Raw genomic sequence first — 18,276 nt, 5'->3', positions numbered from 1 at the left:
CCAAGCGTCGAAAAAAACACAAAAATTGCGCTAACCGGTGAATCTGGTTCATCTATATGGGCATGAACAATCTTCCGCTCGGCGCCCTGCGCGCCTTTGAGGCTGCGGCCCGTACCGGCTCGTTCCGCGCCGCTTCCGAGGAACTCGGCATCTCGCCGAGCGCGGTCAGCCACGCCATCCGCAAGCTGGAGGACCTGATGGGCGTTGCCCTGTTCGAGCGGGAAGGGCGGGTGGTTCGCCTCAATCCGGCGGGCGAGGCACTCCAGCTCAGCGTTTCCAACGGCTTCGACGAATTGCGGCACGGCATCGAGCAGGTCAGCGGACGAGCCAGCAACCACTTGCGGCTGCACTGCGCGCCCAGCATGGCGGCGCAGTGGCTGATGCCACGGCTGCGCCGGCTCATCGCCGAGCATCCCGATTTCGACATCCGCCTGTCCGCCAGCACGGATTATCCGCGCTTCCTGAATGATGAATTTGATGCGGACATCTGCTACGGCCCGCCCCGGCAGGAAGGGCTCACCGTCATTCCCTTGGGCGAAGAGGTAGTGTGCCCGCTCTGCGCCCCCGAGATGGCGGCCGGCATCCGCATCCCGGCGGATCTCTACGACCATCCGCTGATCGAGAGTGAACACAAGAGGCTGCGGTGGAATGCGTGGTTTCTCGCCAATGGCCTGGCCCCGCCGAGCCCGCGCGGCAGTCGGTTCGACCGCAGCTTCATGGCCATTGCGGCTGCGGTGGATGGGCTTGGCGTGACGCTCGAATCCACCCGCCTTGCTGAACGTGAGATCGCCGACGGTCGGCTGGTGGCGCCCCTCGACGGCGTGGCCCATGACCTGCGCTACATGGGCCACTTCCTGGTTTTCCCGGCGAAATCCAAGCCGCGCAAGGCGGTTCGCATCTTCGCCGACTGGCTGGCCCGGGAACTGGGGCTGAAGCCGTCTGCTGTCCTGTGACCGCAGGGTGCGGCTTGAGTGGGACTTGCGCCCTGACACCGGAGCACCGCGACGCGGTTTGCGACAATACGGTCGTCGATGCTCCGGGCTCGCTCCCGGACTGCGGCGGGCCCGGGAGGAGGGCTATCTGTGCGAGACCTGCCCGGCTGTCTTCTCCGCACGGCCGGGCAAAAGCCGCGCGTAGGAGGTCTCGTTATTGTCGTTCCAGATGATCTTATCACCGGTCAGAGCGACGAAGACACAATTCCAGCTGATCTTCTTGCCATTCTCCTCATCGTAGGCAAGGCACAGCTTGTTGCCGACGATCCGCCAATAGCCCTGATAGGCCTCGTGCTTGGTGCGGCCATAGATGGCGCCGTTGGGGCTCAGGTATTCGGCGTAGAATTCGCCGTCCTCGATGCCGACCACGGTGTTGCCCACCATGCGCGCGCGGATCTCATCGGCGGTGAGTTCGAAGTCTGAAGCGTGGGCGCATGTCGCCAGGACGGCGATGGCCGCGGCAGCCAGAAGTCTCATGACACGTCTCCTCTTCAGTTCAGCGCGAACAGCCGTTCGATGTACGGATAGCTGGTCGCGATCAGTTCGAGGGCGAGCACCGCGAGGATCCAGGAATCCACCCTGTAGCTCCGGAAGAATTGCGATGCCTCGGTCAGGCGGTTGTTCACCACCTCGTGGTAGTCGAAGGCGAAGTCGAGGGGCTCGCCCAGGGCTTCCAGCCGGTCGAAGAGGTTCGCCTGCAACGCCAACTCCGCGAAGAGCCGCTTGGAGGCGGGGCTGAGCGCCGGGGCCATCTGCTCCAGCGCCGTATCGTCGAGCAGGGCCCGGCGATTAAGCTCCGTGACGCGTTCCGTCATTGCGCCCACCGAGGCGGAGTTGCGGCGGACATCCCCGCGCGTCACGGTATGGGAAAGCTTCACCGTGCGGCGGATCTCGGCCCATATGTCCGGCATGGCGGCCTCGATCTCGCATACGTCGCGCTCCAGCACGGTGAAGCGGACGAGGGCGTCGCGCGCGTCGGCGAACTGGTCTGGCGGGGCGTAGATCACGGCGCGCGCATTGGTCCACACCACGCGCGAGGTCCTCAGGCCCGCCCGGACCACCCGGCCGCCATCCTTCAGGCCTTCGAGGGGAATGCCCTCCAGCCATGCGGAATCCGCGCCGTCGAACGCCAAGGGCGGCATCCACAGCAGGGCCAGGGAGCGTCCGCCCACGTCATCGAACCGCGACGGCGGGGCGGCCGGATCCACCGTCTCGGCGACCGCGTAGACTTTGCGCGGCTCGTTGACCTCGATCACGTCCGCCGCGCCAAGATCCGTGTTGAGGTCTGGCGGCGCATCGAGAAAGCGCAGGCGCCACGCGCGGGCTTCAATCTCGACCGACGGATTGGGAAGTGTCCTTTGCATGACAGGGCCCCTTTCGTGTTCGGCTTCAAGGCATCAGGGCGGCTCGGGCGGCCATGGGCCGGACGGGGACGCGATCGTCGTCATAAAGGTGCTCGGCAATAATCCGCGCGACCTCGGCGGCCGTGGCGATATCCCTCGATGCGGTTTCCTGGCTGGCTTCGTAGGTGCAGTAGCGCAGGCACTCGGCATCCTCGAACCATTCACTGGGCGCCACGCCCGCCCCCACCGAAAGGCGCCATGCGCTGTCGAGCTTGGCGGGGTCGGTGAAGGCGAAGCGGAAGCCCAGGGACAACAGCAGGTCCGACCAGCCCCAGCGGGACGTCAGCGTCTTGATGCCGGTGAGCATCTCATGGCGCTCGATGACCTCGATGGGCAGGTCGCTGGTGACCGAGCCCAGGATGAAGCCATGGGAGGCGACGCGCCGGATCTCGGTGATCACCTCTGTGAGCTGGTCGCGCTCCAGCCGGCACAGGCCGGTTTCGATGACCACGTCGAACGAGCCGTCGGGAAACGGCAGCCGCTGCGGGCAGAGGCGCAGGTTGTGTCCGCGCAGCCGGTGCGGGGTGCCCTCCCAGGCGGCGCGGCAGGGTTCGACCCCCACCGCATCGAATCCGAGGGCCCGCAGGTCCGACAACAGCTTGCCGGAGCCCGAGCCGAAATGCAGGATCCGCGCGCCGGGCTGCACGCCCCATGCGGATTCCATGATCTCTGACAGGTAGCTGCCGTTAAGCGCCCCGTTCCGACCGGTGTCGGTTCGGGTGGCATCGGTGGCTTCGGCGGGCCGGTCGCGGCGCGGAGCGGGGGGCGCGAACTGCGCGCGCCGCCGCGCCATGACCTCGCTGACGACGATATCGGAGGCGGCATCGGCCGAATCCAGGACGCCGTTGAGCGTGGCGTCGAACATGTAGTCGCCCACCACCAGAAGGCCGGGATACTGCTTGGCCGCCGGGCGGTGGTTCACATAGGCGCTGCGCACCGGATAGCCGCCGGGGATTGCATTCACCGACGCCATCCAGCGATGGATCCTGCGATCGACCAGGAGCCGGCGCGCATCCCCGAAGGCCGGCGGCAGGGCGTCGAGGCAAAGGCGCTCGATGTCCTCGTCGGTCATGTTTGCAAGGCCCAAAGCGGCGTTGCCGGCGATGAGGAAGCCTAGCGCGCCCCATGGTCCGATGGGGGTGCGCGCGCCCTCGTCGTAGGCGCAGCAGCCATCGAAGGCATCGAGCATCCACCATGCCCCGGAGATGTGCTCGCGCCAGAACGGGCGCTCGAACAGCAGTGTGGCGCGCAGGTAGTGGCCGGGCCGGTCGAAGTAGTTGATATGCTGGTCCATGGCCGCCTTGAGGTGCGGCGAGCGCCAGTCGATGATGGACAAAGCGGTCAGGGGCAGGCAGACGACCACATAGTCGACCACCTCATGCTCGACGGCGCCGTGGGTGCAGATATCCAGCTGGAAGCGTCCGTCGAAGAGCGGCTTCACGGACTTCACCGTGGCGCCGAGATGGACCTCCGCGTCGATGAGGTCGCACAGCCCGTCCACGATCTGCTCGTTGCCACCGACCACGGAGAAGACGTCCATGTATCCGGGAACATCCATCAGGACATTCTTGAGGAATGTAAGGCCATTTGTGAGATGTGGAGGGGCCGCGACATCGCTGTGAGCCATGATGCGCACGTAACGCCGGGCGGCATCATTGGTGATCTCATTGTAGAGTGTTTCCTCACCCGACTTGCGAGCCCAGGCGTGGTGGTTGTCGACGTTGCGGGTGCTGGCGTAGAAATCCTCGACGCTCAGGAGTTCCGCGCATTTCTGCTTGAAGCGAACAACCTGGTCGCGGGCTTCCGATCCGAAAACCTCTCCCAAATGCTCCATATCGTGGATGATCTGCCCGTCGAGGATGCAGGAGCCCCCGGCGATGTGCCGGATTTCAAGTCCGAGTTCGGTCTCTATCAGGTGGCGGAGCGGGTCGGGACCGAGGGCGGAGTAATCATAGATCTCCGCAACGCCGGCCTCGTAGGGCCCAACGCCGGCGAACTCGCTGGTGACGATCTTGCCGCCAAGGCGCTCGCTCGCTTCGAAGATCTTTATCTTGCAGGCTTCGCCGAGCTTGTCGGTGAGGTGTCGGGCTGTGAATAGGCCCCCCGGTCCACCTCCTATGATGGCGACGGTGCAGGGTTCAGCAGTCTCTCGACAATATTGGGCAGGAGATGGCGCATACCGCATTTCGGCCTCCTTCATGCAGCCGATACTTTCAGGTCCGAAGGCGAAATCGGCGACGCAGTATCTCGGAAGCGATCTGTTCCTAGAGGGTGACGCACCTCTCCTGTCGCTCCTGACGGGTCAGGCGCGGGGGGGGGGGATGGCTTCCAATCAACTGCTTTCGGGGTCGCGCCGTGTCGCAGACGTCCTTCGGGGCAGGTCTTGAGAACTTGCCTGAACGAAAGGTCTTCATCTGGATCGAGAGCGGGTCGGCTTCCTCGTTTCGGTTGTTGTTCTTATTTCGAATGAATTAGCCATAGCATGCGCAAACTGAGCAAGAAACTGCCGCCCGCTTGAGCTGCGAATGCCATAATTTAGACATATTCGCAATGTGCTCGCATTCGCAACAATCAAGCTCTGGCGACGCCTTGAATGTTGCGCGGATGTATTGAAATACCTTCCATGCCGTAGGGTCATTTTCGGCAAGCGGCGGTCAATTCTGGCCTTTTGGATGGTGGAAATCGCGAGAACGTGAACGCGGCAGTCTACGCTTCGGAGCCTGGTACGGCCCGATCCGCGAGGCGCGACGGTATGCCGAGGATCACGTGGCCCGAAGGCGCCGCGGCTGGCCCCGGTGGGGCGGCATGACGGCGGCGGGGGAGGGGTGCGGCGGAGGGCATATTGAGGGACGGGCGAGGAGCCCGTGGCGGGCCGGATCGCGATCCGGCCCGAAGGGTACCCGGTTCAGCGCGGCGCGGGGGCGGCACCGGCGCCAGTCCGGGGCTTCAAGGTCCGCTTCGGCGCGGCGATCAAGCCTTCCCGCTGGGCCTTCTTGCGCGCAGCCTTGCGGGTGCGCCGCACGGCTTCGGCCGCTTCGCGGACGCGACGCTCGGAGGGCTTCTCATACGCCTTGCGCTGCTTCATCTCGCGGAAGATACCTTCCCGCTGCATGCGCTTCTTCAGGACTTTCAGGGCCTGTTCGATATTGTTGTCTCTGACGAGTACCTGCAAAACGGTTCCAATCTGAGGGTTGCCACGAATCCCCGGCCGCAACGCGACCGCTCGCTCGAGGTCTGCCGGCATCATACCGGAAAGTGGGCGTCTTAGCACATATGCCGTGATTTACCGCATCGGTGCAGGATTTATCCGTGCACGCCAATGGTCGCGGGCGGCAGATGGGCCCGATGCCGGGCCGACATGGCGCCATAAAGGCCTTCCAGATCCGCGGTATAGGCCGCCACGTCGAACAGCGGCGCCGTGAGCCTGTTGGCCGCGAGGCGGGCGCGCACATCGTCAAGGCGCTCTTCGTCGACCGCCAGGGTATAGGCGAGGTCGAAATAGGCATCCGGACTGTCGGTCACGAGGTCGGGCAGGCCGATGGCGTGGAGGATGCTACCGGCGACGCGGGACGGAAAGGTGTCCCCGGGGCAGGTCACGAAGGGAAGGCCGGCCCACAAGGCATCGCTGGCAGTGGTGTGGGCATTGAAGGGGGACGTGTCCAACATGAGGTCGGCCAGCTGGAGCCGTCGCAGATGCTCGGCCTGGTCGAGATTGGCGCCGAAGACCAGGCGCCGGGCATCGATCCCCCGCGCGATGGCCTCACTGCGCAGGTTGCCCGTGGCATGGGGCGTGTCCAGCAGCCACAGCACGCTGTCGGGCACGCAGGACAGGAGCCGGCACCAGATGTCGAACATCTGCGGGGAAATCTTGTACGGCTGATTGAAGCAGCAGAACACGAAGCCTTCTTCCGGCAGTCCCGCTTCCCGCCGCGTGGGCTTTGCGCCCACGGGCATTTGCCGGCCATGGGGATGGTAGGTGTTCGGCATGTAGGCGAACGATTCGGCGTAAAAGTCCGCGCTTTCCAGGGGCGTCAGGAACGGATCGGTGATGACATAGTCGCAGATCCCCGCGCCCATGGTGCCTGGATACCCAAGATAGTTCACCACGACCGGCGCCGGCCGCAGCAGGGCGATGCCGGAGCGGGCGCGCGCGGTGAAACCCTTGAGATCAATGAGAATGTCCACCGCGTCGTCATAGATGAGCTGCGCGGCCGCGCTGTCCGCCATGTCGGAGATGTCAACGAAGCGGTCACAGGCCGCCATCAGACGTCGGCGCATGGGCAATCCGTCGTCGGCGCCGAAGGAATAGGCGTTCACCTCGAACGCGTCACGATCATGGGCTTCCAGCACCTCGATCAGGAGATGGGCGGTGGCGTGCTCATGAAAGTCGTTGGAGAGGTAGCCGAGGCGGATCTTGCGGCGCTCCGTGTTCGGGAAGATGAAGGCGAGGGCATTCCGCTCGACCTGAGCCGCCGCTCGCCGCTCGCGGGTCCACAGTTCCGAGCACGCCCGCTGGTCCCCCGCGCTCATGCCCGGCACCGACAGGAGGTGGAAGGGCGAGAGGTGGTGGCCCTGGCCTCCCGCCAGGACGGCCGCAAGGTCCGTGTCATCGGCGGCCAGATCCGCCCACTCGCACATGTGCCGCCTGCGTCCGAATGTATTCGAGCCCATGTGTCGAGGCCCCTCCTGCCTGTTACAGTTCGCCCCGGCGATGTCGCGGGTGCATCTGTCGCGCAGGGCGGGGTCGCAGACCGGCCACCTCGAATGTCAGATCGGTCTTACAAAGCAAGAAATACGCCGCCGCGGCGTTTTCAGCCGGCCAGCGGCACGGGACTCCGGTCCGGCGGGCAGGTTTCCAGTGCCATGGCGAACGCGCCCGCCATGCGCGCCGCCCATTCCGCCTGCCCGGCGGGTTCGGTGATCAGATCCTGCCGGATTTCGATGCCGGTATGGAGCAGTCCGCGCTGCTCTCCGTGAACGGGGATGGTGTAGTCTGTCGTGTCATCGACACTGTATGGCTCGTTGTCGCCAACGGTGAGGCCGCTGTCCTGCCGGAGAGCGGCGAGCGTGGCGCTCGCAAAACGAGTGTCGTGGTTGTAGAGTACGCCCACCTGCCAGGGACGCGCGACGCCGAGATAGACGGGCGTGAAGCTGTGCATGGCGACGAGCACCGTCGGCCGGCCGACCTTCGCCCGGCGGTCAAGCTCGGCGGCAATGCGCGCGTGGTAGGGCTGGAAGAGCTCCCGCTCACGCGCGGCCCTTTCCTCGTCGCTCAGGACGAGGTTGCCGGGGATCAGCGTCGCCTCGCTCTCCGGCGGGATGGAGGAGGGAGCTGCGGGCGGGCGATTGCAGTCAATGATGAGTCGCGAGTAATTCTGCTGTATGAGGGTAGCGTCGAGTCGTTCCGCCAGCGTGCGGCACACGCCCGCAATGCCGATATCCCAGGCGATGTGACGCGCTCGATCCGCCTCGGAAATGCCGAGCCGGCCCATTGAACGCGGAAAGGCATTGCCCGCATGATCCGCGACAATGAGGAACGCAGAAGCTCCTTCCGCATTGTGCACGGTGACAGGCGGCATTTCATCGTCCGCCAGCAGGGATGCGGTTCGGTCCAAATCAGTTCTCACAGCTGCGCGGCGATCAAGGTCGTCTGCGCCGTTTTCCAAGTTGCCGCGAGCCATAGCAGACATCCGCGCGTTCTGCTCGCGCAAACCCCAAGAGGTTCCCACCTATGAAGATCCGCGCGGGCTACGAGATTATCCACACGTGTCCCAAGCCCACTCCGATGATTCTCACGCTCAGCGTACACCCTTCGCGGGTGAACGACCTCGAGAGCGTGGACCGGATGATGTTCGATCCACCCATTCCGGCCAACACCTATCACGATAGCTTCGGCAATTTCTGCCACGTCATCGAGGCGCCGGCGGGCCAGCTCAAGATCCATTCCGATTTCGTGATCCGTGACAGCGGCAAGCCTGACCTTGTGGCACCTGGCGCGGTCCAGCATCCGCTCGGTGACCTGCCGGTGGATACGCTGCTGTTCCTCCTCGGCAGCCGCTATTGCGAGACCGACCGGTTGAGCAACGTCGCCTGGAACCTGTTCGGAAATGTGCCCAAGGGCTGGCCCCTGGTCCAGGCTATCTGCGATTTCGTTCACGGCCACATCACGTTCAACTATGCCCATGCGAGCCCGTTGCGTACCGCCTTCGACGCCTATACTGAGCGGCGCGGCGTGTGCCGGGACTTCGCCCACCTCGCCGTCACCCTGTGCCGCTGCATGAACATCCCGGCGCGCTATTGCACCGGCTATCTCGGCGACTTCGGCGTCCCCATCGATGTGAACCCCATGGATTTCAGCGCATGGTTCGAGGTGTATCTGGGTGACCGCTGGTATACGTTCGACGCCCGGCACAATACCCAGCGCATCGGCCGCATCCTCATGGCGCGCGGGCGTGATGCCACCGATGTCGCCATCGTTACCTCGTTCGGGCCGGCGACGCTGGCCAGCTTCAAGGTGGTGAGCGACGAGGTGGTGTGACCGCAGCCCCCCGCATGCGGGGGGCTTTCACCCCGTCAGCATGTCGATGCGCGCGTTGGCCATGCGCACCCGGCCGGCCAGAAGGATGGCGAGGTTGCGCATGATGCGGTCGGCGGCGCGGGCATGGGTCTCCTGGAAGGCGCGGAACTGCTCGGCGGAAATCTCCAGGCAGACGGCCTCGGTGTCCGCCCACACGTCGGCGATGCGCGGCTGGTCGATGAGCGCCAGCTCGCCGAAGGCCATGCCGGGAATCAGGGTCGACAGGCGCACGTCGTGCGCCGAACGCACGCTGACCATGCCCCGGACCAGGAAATAGACCCTGGCCGGCGGCTCGCCAGCGTCGATGATCCGCGCGCCGGCGTCGAACACCACCCGCGTGCCGAGGCGGGACAGGTCGGCCAGCTCCTGCGGCGACAGTCCGGCCAGCAGCGCCTGTCCCGAAAGGTCGGCCTCGATGCCGATCTGCGAGAAGCCGCCATGGCGGTAGACGATCTGGTCCTCTGCCCAATCCACGGCGGCGTCGTAGGTGGGGAAGATGCGCACGCGCACGCCTTCCTCTTTCATGGCCTTGACCTGCGGCGCCACCGGCGACGTGCCTTCCACCCCGGCGATCACCGTGGTGGTGGAGGCCGGAAGCTGGTTGCGGATCAGGCCGGTGAACAGGCGCAGGCCGGCATCGGTGATGGTGGAGACGCGGTGCAGGTTGAGGATGAGGAAGTCGGGCACGCCAGCGGGATCGGTGAGCCGGCGCGTCACATAATCCATGGTGGCGAAAGAGAGCTTGCCCGCCAGCTCCAACACGCGGATGGAGCCGGAGCGCGATTCCAGGATGCTCTGCTCGTGGGGCTGGCGCCCTGGCTTGGAAGGGACGGTGCGGAAATCATAGTCTGCGGCGATGCAGGTGCGCACATCGTCCCGCCGAGAGAGCATGTGCAGATCGAAGGCATCGGAGAGGGCCGCGCAGGTGCGCAGGCCGCGCACGCTGTTGCCGTGGGCGTCGAGCCGCGGCGAGAAGATGCCAAGGCCCAGCTGGGACGGCAAGGCGGCGAGGATGCCGCCGCCGACACCGCTCTTGGCTGGCACGCCCACGCGGTAGATCCACTCGCCGGCAAAATCATACATGCCGGAGGAGATCATCACCGCCAAGGTGCGCGCCACGGCATAGTTGGAGGCCACCGTCTCGCCGGTCACCGGATTGACCCCGTGATTGGCGAAGCTCGCTCCCATCACCGCGAGGTCGCGGGCGGTGACCAGCACCGAGCACTGGCGGAAATAGGTGTCGAGGACATGGTCCACGTCGCCGCGCACGCCGCCATAGGTGCGTAGCAGATAGGCGATGGCGCGGTTGCGGTCGCCGGTCTGGCGCTCCGACTGGAACACCGCGTCGTCCACCTCCAGCTCGCGGCCGGCGAAGCGGCTGAGGGTGGAGCGGATCAGCTCGAAGGCTTCGTCGCCGGCGGTTTCGGCGAGCAGCCCGCTGCAACAGATGGCGCCGGCATTGACCATTGCATTGAACGGGCGGTTGTCGGCCTTCAGGCGGATGGAGTTGAACGCCTCGCCGCTCGGCTCCACGCCGATGGCCGCCTCCACCTTGTCGGACCCCAGCATGTCGAGGGCGAGGGCATAGACGATGGCTTTCGAAACCGACTGGATGGTGAACGGGACGGTGGTGTCGCCGGCCTCATAGACGTGGCCGTCGGTGGTGGCCACGGCGATGCCGAAATGGTCGGGATCGGCCTTGCCCAGTTCAGGGATGTAGGAGGCGACCTCGCCGTCATGCAAAGGCGTGAAGCGGGCGTGGATATCCCTGATGGCGCGCAGCAGTGGTGTTTCGAGGGGCGTCGTGGGAATGGGCAGGAAATTCGGCACAGCGCGGCTCCGGGAGACTCTTCCCTAGTGAAAGCGCGTGCGCTGCAGTTGGCAATGGTGCAGAGCGGCAAAGGGGTGCTCCGCGTCGGCCATCGGCTCGCCACGGGGGGCATTCGGCCTTGTGCCAGATACCCCCGCGAAGGAGACGGCGGACCTATTCCGCCGCCAGTGCCCGGCTGTCGCGGGCGGCGAGGCGAGCGAGGAGATAGTCCACCTCGGCCCGCGCCGTGGCGGACAGACCCAAGCCCGGCTTGCGCTGGGCATCGCTGGCGATGAAGCCGCGCCGCATCAGCACATATTTGCGCACCGCAAGGCCAACTCCCTGCTGCTGCTCGTAGCGCAGCAGCGGTAGGTGGGCGTCGAACAGGTCGTGGGCCTCGTCCCGCCGCCCGGTCTTGGAGAGGCGCACCACGTCGGCCAGCATCTCGGGGAAGGCGTATCCGGTCATGGCCCCGTCGGCGCCGCGCTCCATCTCGAAGTCGAGGAACAGCCCGCCATTGCCGGTGAGGATGGAGATGGGCCGCATTGAGCCGTCGGTCTCGAAGCCGCGCAGGGTCGAGATCTTCTCCAGCCCCGGCCAGTCCTCGTGCTTCAGCATGACGCAGGAGGGATGGTCCTGGACGATCTGCCGGATCACCTTCGGCGTCATCTGTACGGTGAGGGTGAGCGGATAATCCTGGACGACGAAGGGGATGTCGGTGCCGATGGCCTCCACCGCCTGCCGATAGTAGCCGATGATCTGGTCGTCGGTGCGAAGGCTCGGCGGCGGGGCGATCATGACGCCGGCAGCGCCCCGGTCCATGGCTGCGCGGGCCAACCAGCGCATGGCGGCAAGACCCGGCGCCGAGACGCCGACGATGACTGGCAGGTCGCCCATGCCGGCGATGAACCGGGTGGTGAGGTGGAGCGATTCCTCCGGCTCCAGCTTCGGTGCCTCGCCCATGATGCCGAGCACCGTGATGCCGGTGGCCCCGGCCTTGAGATAGCGGGCGATGAGGGTGTCGATGGAGGCCTCGTCGATCCGCCCGTCCGGCGTGAACGGGGTGGGTGCGATGGGGAAGAGGCCTGAGGCGGTGGCATCAAGGCGCATGGCGATCCCTCAGATGCTGGCGATGAGGCCGCCATCCACGCGGATGACGGAACCGGTGACATAGGACGACGGCGTGCCCGCGAGGAACGCGACCACGTTGGCGTATTCCTGCGGATCCCCGTAGCGGCCCACGGGGATGGAGGCTGTGCTCTCGGCCGAGACTTCCTCCACCGTGCGGCCCTCGCGCTCGGCCTTCTTGGCGTCGAGGAACTTGATGCGGTCGGTGGCGATGCGGCCGGGCAGGATGATGTTGGCCGTCACCCCGTCGCGGGCGACTTCCCGGGCCAGCGTCTTGGACCAGCCCACCAGCGAAAGCCGCAGTGCGTTGGAGATACCGAGGTTGGCAATGGGCGCCACCACGCCGGAGGAGGTGGAGGTGATGATCCGGCCCCATTTGCGGGCGCGCATCTGCGGCAGCACCCGGTCGGTGAGGGTGATGACGGAGAGCACCATCTGCCCGAAGCTCTTGCTCCAAAGCTCCGGGTCCTGGCCCGCGGCGGGGGTGGGGGGCGGGCCGCCGGTGTTGTTTACCAGAACGTCCACCGGGCCGAAGGCCGCCTCCACCTGCGCCACGCGCGCATTGATGCCGGCGATGTCGGAAAGGTCGAAGGGCAGCGCCAGCGCCTCGCCGCCAGCTTGCTTGATGGCCGCGGCCACCCGCGCCAGCGCCGCTTCATCGATGTCGCCAAGCGCCACCCGCGCGCCCTCAAATGCCAGCGTCTTGGCGATGGCGCTGCCGAGCCCGCCGCCGGCGCCCAGAACGAGGGCGGTCTTTCCCTTCAAGCCGAGATCCATGCCGTGTCCCCTTGTCCGCTCAGCGTCTCCACAATCCGTGAAGGAGCACGCATCCGCATTGCTTTATCGCATAGGCCGAACGGGGCCACCTTATGGCGGCCGGCGGCAAGGTCGTGGCTGAAGCAATGCCAAGCTGGGCGACTTATTCCAGCGGGCTTGTTCTGCTTGGATTAAGCGATGCTGCTCGCACAGTGCGTCTGGCGGAGGATCTTCCGTCGGCACCGGAAATGGCGCCATATGGCGGCACTGCCGTCGCGCCGGTGCGCGGCCAGGTTTTCCAGCGTGGGGAGATGGGGTGAGCCGCCGCGTCTTTGCCTTCAGGTCCATCGCGGTGCTCGCCCTGGTGTGGGTCGGGGCGGTGGGCGGCTTTGCGCTGCTTTCAATCCGCACCGCCACGCAACAGGCTGGTGAAGAGCTGAATGCCGCCGGTTCGGCGCTGCATCGCATCGTCTCCCAGCGCGTGGCGCAGCACGACGCCCACCTCACCAGCCTCGCGGCGCTGGTGCAATCGGCCGATCCGCCGCCGCGCGAGGCGGTGCGGCAGGTGGCGCTCGCCATCATGCGCTTTTATCCGCGCATCGTTTCCGTGCGCATCGTGGCGCCGGACGTCGGGGGGGCAGGCGGTTCCGGTGAGATCATCGTGGCGGCGCCGAGCGAGGCGTTGGCGACGCCCTTGCCCGCCTTCACCGCCGGCGTGTTCGCTCAGGCTCCGGGCGAGGCCCGCGCCTATGCCGATCCCGCGGTGCCGGGACGCTATTTCCTCGGCAAGCGCGCGGGGGCTCCGGGCCGCCCGCTGGCCATGATCGTGGAGATCGACCCTGCTCTCCTGGTGGAGGGGGAGGAACGGCCGGAGGCGACCCGCCTGCGGCTGGAGCTTGGCGGGCAAAGCCTTGTGGATCGCGCCGCCGCCGTGCCGCAGGAGAGCGCGGCGCTTGAGACTCTGCGCTTCATGCGCGCCATTGACAGTCAGACCCAGCCCTTGAAGCTTTCGCTGGACCGTAGCCTTGCGCTCGCTCAGGTGGTGCCCATGGGGTCGGTGCTGCTGTTCGCCGTGCTGTCCCTGATCGGCCTTTTGGCCCTGCGTTACACACTGAAGCAGCGCCGGGATGCCGCCCGCTCGCGCGCCGCCGCACGGGAGGCGCAGGAGCGCAGCCTGCTGCTGGAGCGCGAGACGCGCCTCGCCCACGCCTCGCGGGTCAATGCTTTGGGAGAACTTGCCTCCGGCATCGCCCATGAGCTGACCCAGCCGCTCACCGCCCTGCTCAGCCAGAGCCAGGCGGCGCTGCGGCTTGCGGCGCCGGGCGGCGACGCGCAGCGGCTGGACGAGGCGCTGCGGGCCAATGTGCGCGAGGCCAAGCGCGCCGGGGAGATGCTCCAGCGCATGCGCGACTATATCAGCAACCGACCCTCCGCCCGGCTGCCCTGCGATATCAATGCGGTGGTGGGCGATGCCGCCGCGCTGTCGGGAGCCGATCTCGCCCAGCGTGGCATCCGCCTGGAGCTGGATCTGGAACGCTTGCTGCCTCAGGCGGTGGTGGACCCCATCGAACTGGAACAGGTGCTGCACAACCTCATCCGCAACGCCGTGGACAGCCTTGACCGCACGGCGCAGGCCGAGAAGAAGATCGTCATCCGCACCGGGACCAGCGCTGGTCAGGTGGTGATCCGCGTCTCCGACACCGGTCCGGGCCTTGCGCCGGCGGTGCTGCCGCGCCTGTTCGAGCCCTTCTTCACCACCAAGGCGGACGGCATGGGGCTCGGCCTGTCCCTGTGCGCGACGCTGGTGGAACGGGCCGGCGGCTCCATCCGCGCGGATGCGGGGGCGACCACGGGTGCAGCCTTCGTCATCGTCCTGCCTGCCGCCATGCCGCGCATGGAGGCGGCGCAATGAAGGCCCTGCGTGTCTATATCGTGGACGACGACGCGGCGGTGCGGCAGGCGCTGTCGCTGCTGCTTTCCACCTGCGGCATGACGGTGGAGACCTTCGCCGACCCCGAGACCTTCCTCGCCCATGTGGACACGGCGCGCCCCGGCTGCCTTCTCGTCGACCTGCGCATGCCGCTGGTCAGCGGGCTCCAGCTCAAGGCGGCGCTGACGGCGCGCGGCATCGACTGGCCCGCTATCATGATCACCGGCCATGGCGACGTGAACGCCTGCCGGCGTGCCTTCAAGGCCGGCATCGTGGATTTCCTGACCAAGCCGGTGGACGAACAGGTGCTGCTCGATGCCCTCGCCGCCGCCGCCAAGGTGCTGGAGGAGGTATTGGAACGGCAGGAGACCCATGCCTTGCTCGCCACTCTTACCGACCGTGAGCGGGAGGTGATGGACATGGTGTGCCGGGGCTGGGCGAGCAAGGAGATCGCGGCAGCGCTTGCCGTCTCGCCGCGCACCATCGACGCCCACCGAGCCAACATCGCCGAGAAGCTCGGTACCAGTTCGGTGGCGGACCTGGTGCGCATGTCGCTGGCTGTCGGTCTTGCTGCACCGCCGTCTCGGTAGTCCTACCTAGGCGCCCTTGTGAAGGCGCGGATTAAGCGGACGGGCGCTGCGCGGTAGAGCATCGGGCCGTGGCGGCGCGGTTCCGCCATCCCGATCCGCTTGCCGCGCCGGGGGCCGGCGGCCCGGCCGATCCGGCGCCCGTGCATCCGGATCAAAGACATCCGCCGCAACCATAAGGGATTGACGATGAAGCGCCTTCTTCTCGCCGCCGTGGCCGCGGTCTCGCTCGCGCCTGCCGCGTCCGCGCAGGTTCTCCAGGAAAAGAACATGCCGCTGGCAGTCGCGCTGGACATCGCGCGCGAGGCGGTCGCGGCCTGCGCCGCCCAAGGCTACAATGTAACTGCGGCGGTGGTGGACCGGGCCGGGGTGCTCCGGGCTTTGGCGCGGGCCGACAATGCCGGCGTGCATACACCCGACGCGGCACGCCGCAAGGCCTATACTTCCGCATCCACGCGCATTTCCACCTCGACCATGGTGGAGAACATCCAGAAGACGCCGGCCGCCGCCCAGTTGGTCGCCATCGATGGCTTTCTCGTCGTGGCTGGCGGCGTGCCGGTGAAGTTTGGGACCGAGGTCATCGGCGCCGTGGGCGTGGGTGGCGCGCCGGGCGGGCAACTGGACGAAGCCTGTGCTAACGCCGCCATCGCCAAGGTCGAGCCGCAGCTCAAGTGATGTGGCCGGGCGGCGAGGCACCGGAAGCGGTGCCTCGCCGTTCAGGTGGTTCAAGCCAGAGGACGCCCCTGAGCTGCAGACACAAAGAATGCATTGCACGATCAGCGTGCGGTGCAAAATGATCGACGCCTGTTTTTGGGGACTCTCGAAAATTGTGATGCCGTCCGATCTGTGATATGTTTGTCGGATGGCAAGTAATCATCAAGATAGAGAGTTGCCTCGCGCCGATACGGCCGCAGCTATCTCGCGTTGGGACGATGAAGGTGGTGCTCAGATGCCCCCGAACTTGTCGTCGCGGCACCACGCGGCCTTGACTGAACGGGAGCGGCATATTCTCGAATGCTTGGGCGCGGCCTTGGTCAAGGAGTGGACCGACCTGCCGACTGCCGTGCAGCGCGCGCTGTTCCAGCGGGCCACCGCCAGCGATCACGATGATCCTGCGCAGCTCAAGGTTCTCATCGCGCGCTTTCTCCACGATCACAAGCACGCGCCTACCGCCTCGTAGGTGCACGCCCGGTTATAGGAAATCTGTGAGACGATGGGCCGCCCCGCCTCACCACACGCGGACGTCCACGCTCATGTCCCGGAAGGCAAGGGTATCGCCGACGAAGCTGCCGGCGACGGGAATGGCCTGGTGGATGTCGCGGACCACAGCGACGGGAATGAGATTCGAGCCGCCCATGCTGCGATTGGTGGGATCGAACGGTATCCAGCCCGCCCCCGGAACAAATACCTCGCCCCAGGCGTGGGTTGACCCCGCGCCTGCCGAACCCGTCTGGCTCTGGTCGGGATTGTGGAGATAGCCGGACACGATGCGGGCGCCAAAGCCCAGGCTGCGGGCCGCCTCCACGAACAGCACCGCGAAATCGCGGCACGATCCCCAGCCGCGTTGCAGGGTCTGCACCGGGGCCTGCGTGCCCTCCGCGTCGCGGCTCTGGTAGCTGATGGCCTGGGAGACGCCCATGCTCAGGTCCTTGAGCAGGGACAGCGTGTCGGTGGGCATGGCGCACACGAAGCCCTGGGCCCATGTGCTCAGGCGCTTCTCCGGGTCTGGATATTGCGGCGTGCCGAGCGCGCCGAGGTCTTTCCACTCGTCGTCGGAATAGCGGAAGGGGAAGGATTGGGCGGAGCCGGCGATGTCGAACACCGGCCATGCCACCGCGTCCAGCTGGATCTGGGTCAGGCTTTCCACCACCATTAGATCGCCGCCGGCCTGAAACGCCGCGGTGGCAACTGCGTTGCCGGAGACGTCGTGCGCCCAGCTCAGGCTCGCTTGCGGCGCAAGGGTGATGGTGTTGGAGATCACGCGCAGGTCCCGGCTTTCACGGGGGCGGAGCATCAGGCGATGGGGGCCGAAGACGACCGGTCGGTGAAAGCGATAGGTGGTGGTGTGGCGGATCTGGAGAAGGCTCAATGGGCGCTCCACTGCGGCTGGGCCACCTTATGAGCGCATGACCGCGCCGCCATATCAAGGCTTCCCGGTGCCACCCCAGGCCGGCCCTCGGACGGAGCCCGGAGCGTCGCACGCGTGCAGCATCGGTGACCATAGCGCGGCGTTGCCGCGAGCGCCGGTATCGGGACATCGCGCGTCTTCGGCGGGACTTGGCCTACCGACATATGTGGAATTGGCCATATGGAAAATTCCATTGCCATTCATGCCATTTGGGAGCATAGGTAACGTGTCGATGGAAAGCCGGAAAACTTGGCTATAGGCGGGATTGATTTCTGCGCTAAACCAATATCTCTCGCCAGAAAATGCGATTTCGACGGCCGGGCAAGGCTCGGCAAGCAACATCTCAAAATTTGAAAGGGTTTCCCATGGCTGAGGGAACCGTTAAGTGGTTCAACGCCCAGAAGGGCTTTGGCTTCATCACCCCCGATTCCGGCGGCAGCGATGCCTTCGTGCATATCAGCGCGGTTGAGCGCGCAGGTATGTCCGATCTGCGCGAGGGTCAGAAGGTGGCGTTCGAACTCGTCACCGATCGCAAGAGCGGCAAGCTGTCGGCTGATCAGCTCAAGGATCTGAGCTGATCCTCCAGGCCGGAGGGCCCGACTATTCGGGCATCGCCGGCCTCCGCATGTCATGGGGCTGATCTGGCTCATGCCGGCAGCTCGCGTGAAAGATGCGCAGAACAATCCCCTGCAAGGCGCCCGGCGCCTTGCACCCCGCGTGCTCTTCAGCCCGCGTGCCGCAGACGCCGAAATACCAGACGCCGAGTAACCCAAAGGTCGCCGGCACCGTCAGCACATGCGACGCACAGCCAGGCGCAGGAGACGGCAATGGCCAAGGGACAATTGCGCGGAAACCGCGAAACAAAGAAGCCTAAGAAGCAAAAAGAACCCGTGGCGCCGGCCTCGTTCATCAAGGGTACGCCCGTATCAATCGGGCCTCCGAAGAAGAAGAGCTGAGGTGTCATC

18 protein-coding genes are annotated in these 18,276 nt (G+C 66.0%); 8 read left to right on the top strand and 10 right to left on the bottom strand.

Features of this window, described 5'->3' with window-relative positions; translation table 11 throughout:
- Nucleotides 1-62: 62 nt before the first annotated feature.
- Nucleotides 63-953: a LysR substrate-binding domain-containing protein gene (locus FBQ73_RS09300; RefSeq protein ID WP_138399215.1), complete on the top strand. Its 891-nt coding sequence runs from the start codon at nt 63-65 to the stop codon at nt 951-953.
- A 123-nt stretch (nt 954-1,076) separates the two neighbouring features.
- On the opposite strand, the gene FBQ73_RS09295 is transcribed toward FBQ73_RS09300, so the two are convergent.
- The 6 genes from FBQ73_RS09295 to FBQ73_RS09270 all read right to left on the bottom strand — a co-directional run bounded on the left by FBQ73_RS09295 (nt 1,077) and on the right by FBQ73_RS09270 (nt 7,974).
- Nucleotides 1,077-1,469: a hypothetical protein gene (locus FBQ73_RS09295; RefSeq protein WP_138399214.1), complete on the bottom strand. Its 393-nt coding sequence runs from the start codon at nt 1,467-1,469 to the stop codon at nt 1,077-1,079.
- A gap of 14 nt (nt 1,470-1,483) precedes the next feature.
- A complete protein-coding gene (locus FBQ73_RS09290; RefSeq protein WP_138399213.1) occupies nt 1,484-2,356 on the bottom strand; it encodes a hypothetical protein in 873 nt (290 codons plus the stop codon).
- Between the two features lie 25 nt (nt 2,357-2,381).
- Entirely contained in the window at nt 2,382-4,580 is a 2,199-nt protein-coding gene (locus tag FBQ73_RS09285) for an FAD-dependent oxidoreductase (protein WP_138399212.1), read from the bottom strand.
- Between the two features lie 720 nt (nt 4,581-5,300).
- Complete coding sequence (gene rpsU / locus FBQ73_RS09280) at nt 5,301-5,567, bottom strand: 30S ribosomal protein S21 (protein ID WP_138399659.1); 267 nt, start codon at nt 5,565-5,567, stop codon at nt 5,301-5,303.
- Nucleotides 5,568-5,698: 131 nt separating this feature from the next.
- A complete protein-coding gene (locus FBQ73_RS09275) occupies nt 5,699-7,033 on the bottom strand; it encodes an O-linked N-acetylglucosamine transferase, SPINDLY family protein (RefSeq protein WP_246089636.1) in 1,335 nt (444 codons plus the stop codon).
- Between the two features lie 173 nt (nt 7,034-7,206).
- Entirely contained in the window at nt 7,207-7,974 is a 768-nt protein-coding gene (locus FBQ73_RS09270) for an N-formylglutamate amidohydrolase (protein ID WP_246089666.1), read from the bottom strand.
- Nucleotides 7,975-8,126: 152 nt separating this feature from the next.
- Between FBQ73_RS09270 and FBQ73_RS09265 the strand changes: the two genes are divergently transcribed.
- Nucleotides 8,127-8,933 (top strand): transglutaminase-like domain-containing protein, encoded by an 807-nt coding sequence (locus tag FBQ73_RS09265; RefSeq protein WP_138399210.1) that lies wholly within the window; start codon nt 8,127-8,129, stop codon nt 8,931-8,933.
- Between the two features lie 27 nt (nt 8,934-8,960).
- Here the strand turns inward: FBQ73_RS09265 and glsA are convergent, their stop codons facing one another.
- From glsA to FBQ73_RS09250, 3 genes are all read right to left on the bottom strand, one after another.
- Nucleotides 8,961-10,802, bottom strand: coding sequence for a glutaminase A (gene glsA, locus FBQ73_RS09260; protein WP_138399209.1), 1,842 nt, complete (start codon nt 10,800-10,802; stop codon nt 8,961-8,963).
- A 154-nt stretch (nt 10,803-10,956) separates the two neighbouring features.
- Complete coding sequence (locus FBQ73_RS09255; protein ID WP_138399208.1) at nt 10,957-11,892, bottom strand: dihydrodipicolinate synthase family protein; 936 nt, start codon at nt 11,890-11,892, stop codon at nt 10,957-10,959.
- A gap of 9 nt (nt 11,893-11,901) precedes the next feature.
- Complete coding sequence (locus FBQ73_RS09250) at nt 11,902-12,687, bottom strand: SDR family oxidoreductase (protein ID WP_138399207.1); 786 nt, start codon at nt 12,685-12,687, stop codon at nt 11,902-11,904.
- Between the two features lie 295 nt (nt 12,688-12,982).
- On the opposite strand from FBQ73_RS09250, the gene FBQ73_RS09245 reads away from it, so the two are divergent.
- The 4 genes from FBQ73_RS09245 (at nt 12,983) to FBQ73_RS09230 (ending at nt 16,363) form a co-directional block, all read left to right on the top strand.
- Nucleotides 12,983-14,578 (top strand): sensor histidine kinase, encoded by a 1,596-nt coding sequence (locus tag FBQ73_RS09245; protein ID WP_138399206.1) that lies wholly within the window; start codon nt 12,983-12,985, stop codon nt 14,576-14,578.
- Nucleotides 14,575-15,186 (top strand): response regulator transcription factor, encoded by a 612-nt coding sequence (locus FBQ73_RS09240; protein ID WP_138399205.1) that lies wholly within the window; start codon nt 14,575-14,577, stop codon nt 15,184-15,186. Before FBQ73_RS09245 ends, FBQ73_RS09240 begins: the two co-directional genes overlap by 4 nt.
- Before the next feature lie 186 nt (nt 15,187-15,372).
- Nucleotides 15,373-15,858, top strand: coding sequence for a GlcG/HbpS family heme-binding protein (locus tag FBQ73_RS09235; RefSeq protein ID WP_138399204.1), 486 nt, complete (start codon nt 15,373-15,375; stop codon nt 15,856-15,858).
- Nucleotides 15,859-16,072: 214 nt separating this feature from the next.
- Nucleotides 16,073-16,363, top strand: a complete 291-nt coding sequence (locus FBQ73_RS09230; protein ID WP_170218822.1) for a hypothetical protein — start codon at nt 16,073-16,075, stop codon at nt 16,361-16,363.
- Nucleotides 16,364-16,411: 48 nt separating this feature from the next.
- On the opposite strand, the gene FBQ73_RS09225 is transcribed toward FBQ73_RS09230, so the two are convergent.
- Nucleotides 16,412-17,272: a transglutaminase family protein gene (locus FBQ73_RS09225; RefSeq protein WP_138399202.1), complete on the bottom strand. Its 861-nt coding sequence runs from the start codon at nt 17,270-17,272 to the stop codon at nt 16,412-16,414.
- Nucleotides 17,273-17,676: 404 nt separating this feature from the next.
- On the opposite strand from FBQ73_RS09225, the gene FBQ73_RS09220 reads away from it, so the two are divergent.
- Nucleotides 17,677-17,889 (top strand): cold-shock protein, encoded by a 213-nt coding sequence (locus tag FBQ73_RS09220; protein WP_012113582.1) that lies wholly within the window; start codon nt 17,677-17,679, stop codon nt 17,887-17,889.
- A 249-nt stretch (nt 17,890-18,138) separates the two neighbouring features.
- Entirely contained in the window at nt 18,139-18,267 is a 129-nt protein-coding gene (locus FBQ73_RS23380) for a hypothetical protein (protein ID WP_281278798.1), read from the top strand.
- Nucleotides 18,268-18,276 lie beyond the last annotated feature (9 nt).

This window comes from Xanthobacter autotrophicus, assembly GCF_005871085.1.
Lineage (GTDB): Bacteria > Pseudomonadota > Alphaproteobacteria > Rhizobiales > Xanthobacteraceae > Xanthobacter > Xanthobacter autotrophicus.
Note: the sequence above shows the minus strand (reverse complement) of the source record. Positions and strands in the feature narration are given on the sequence as shown.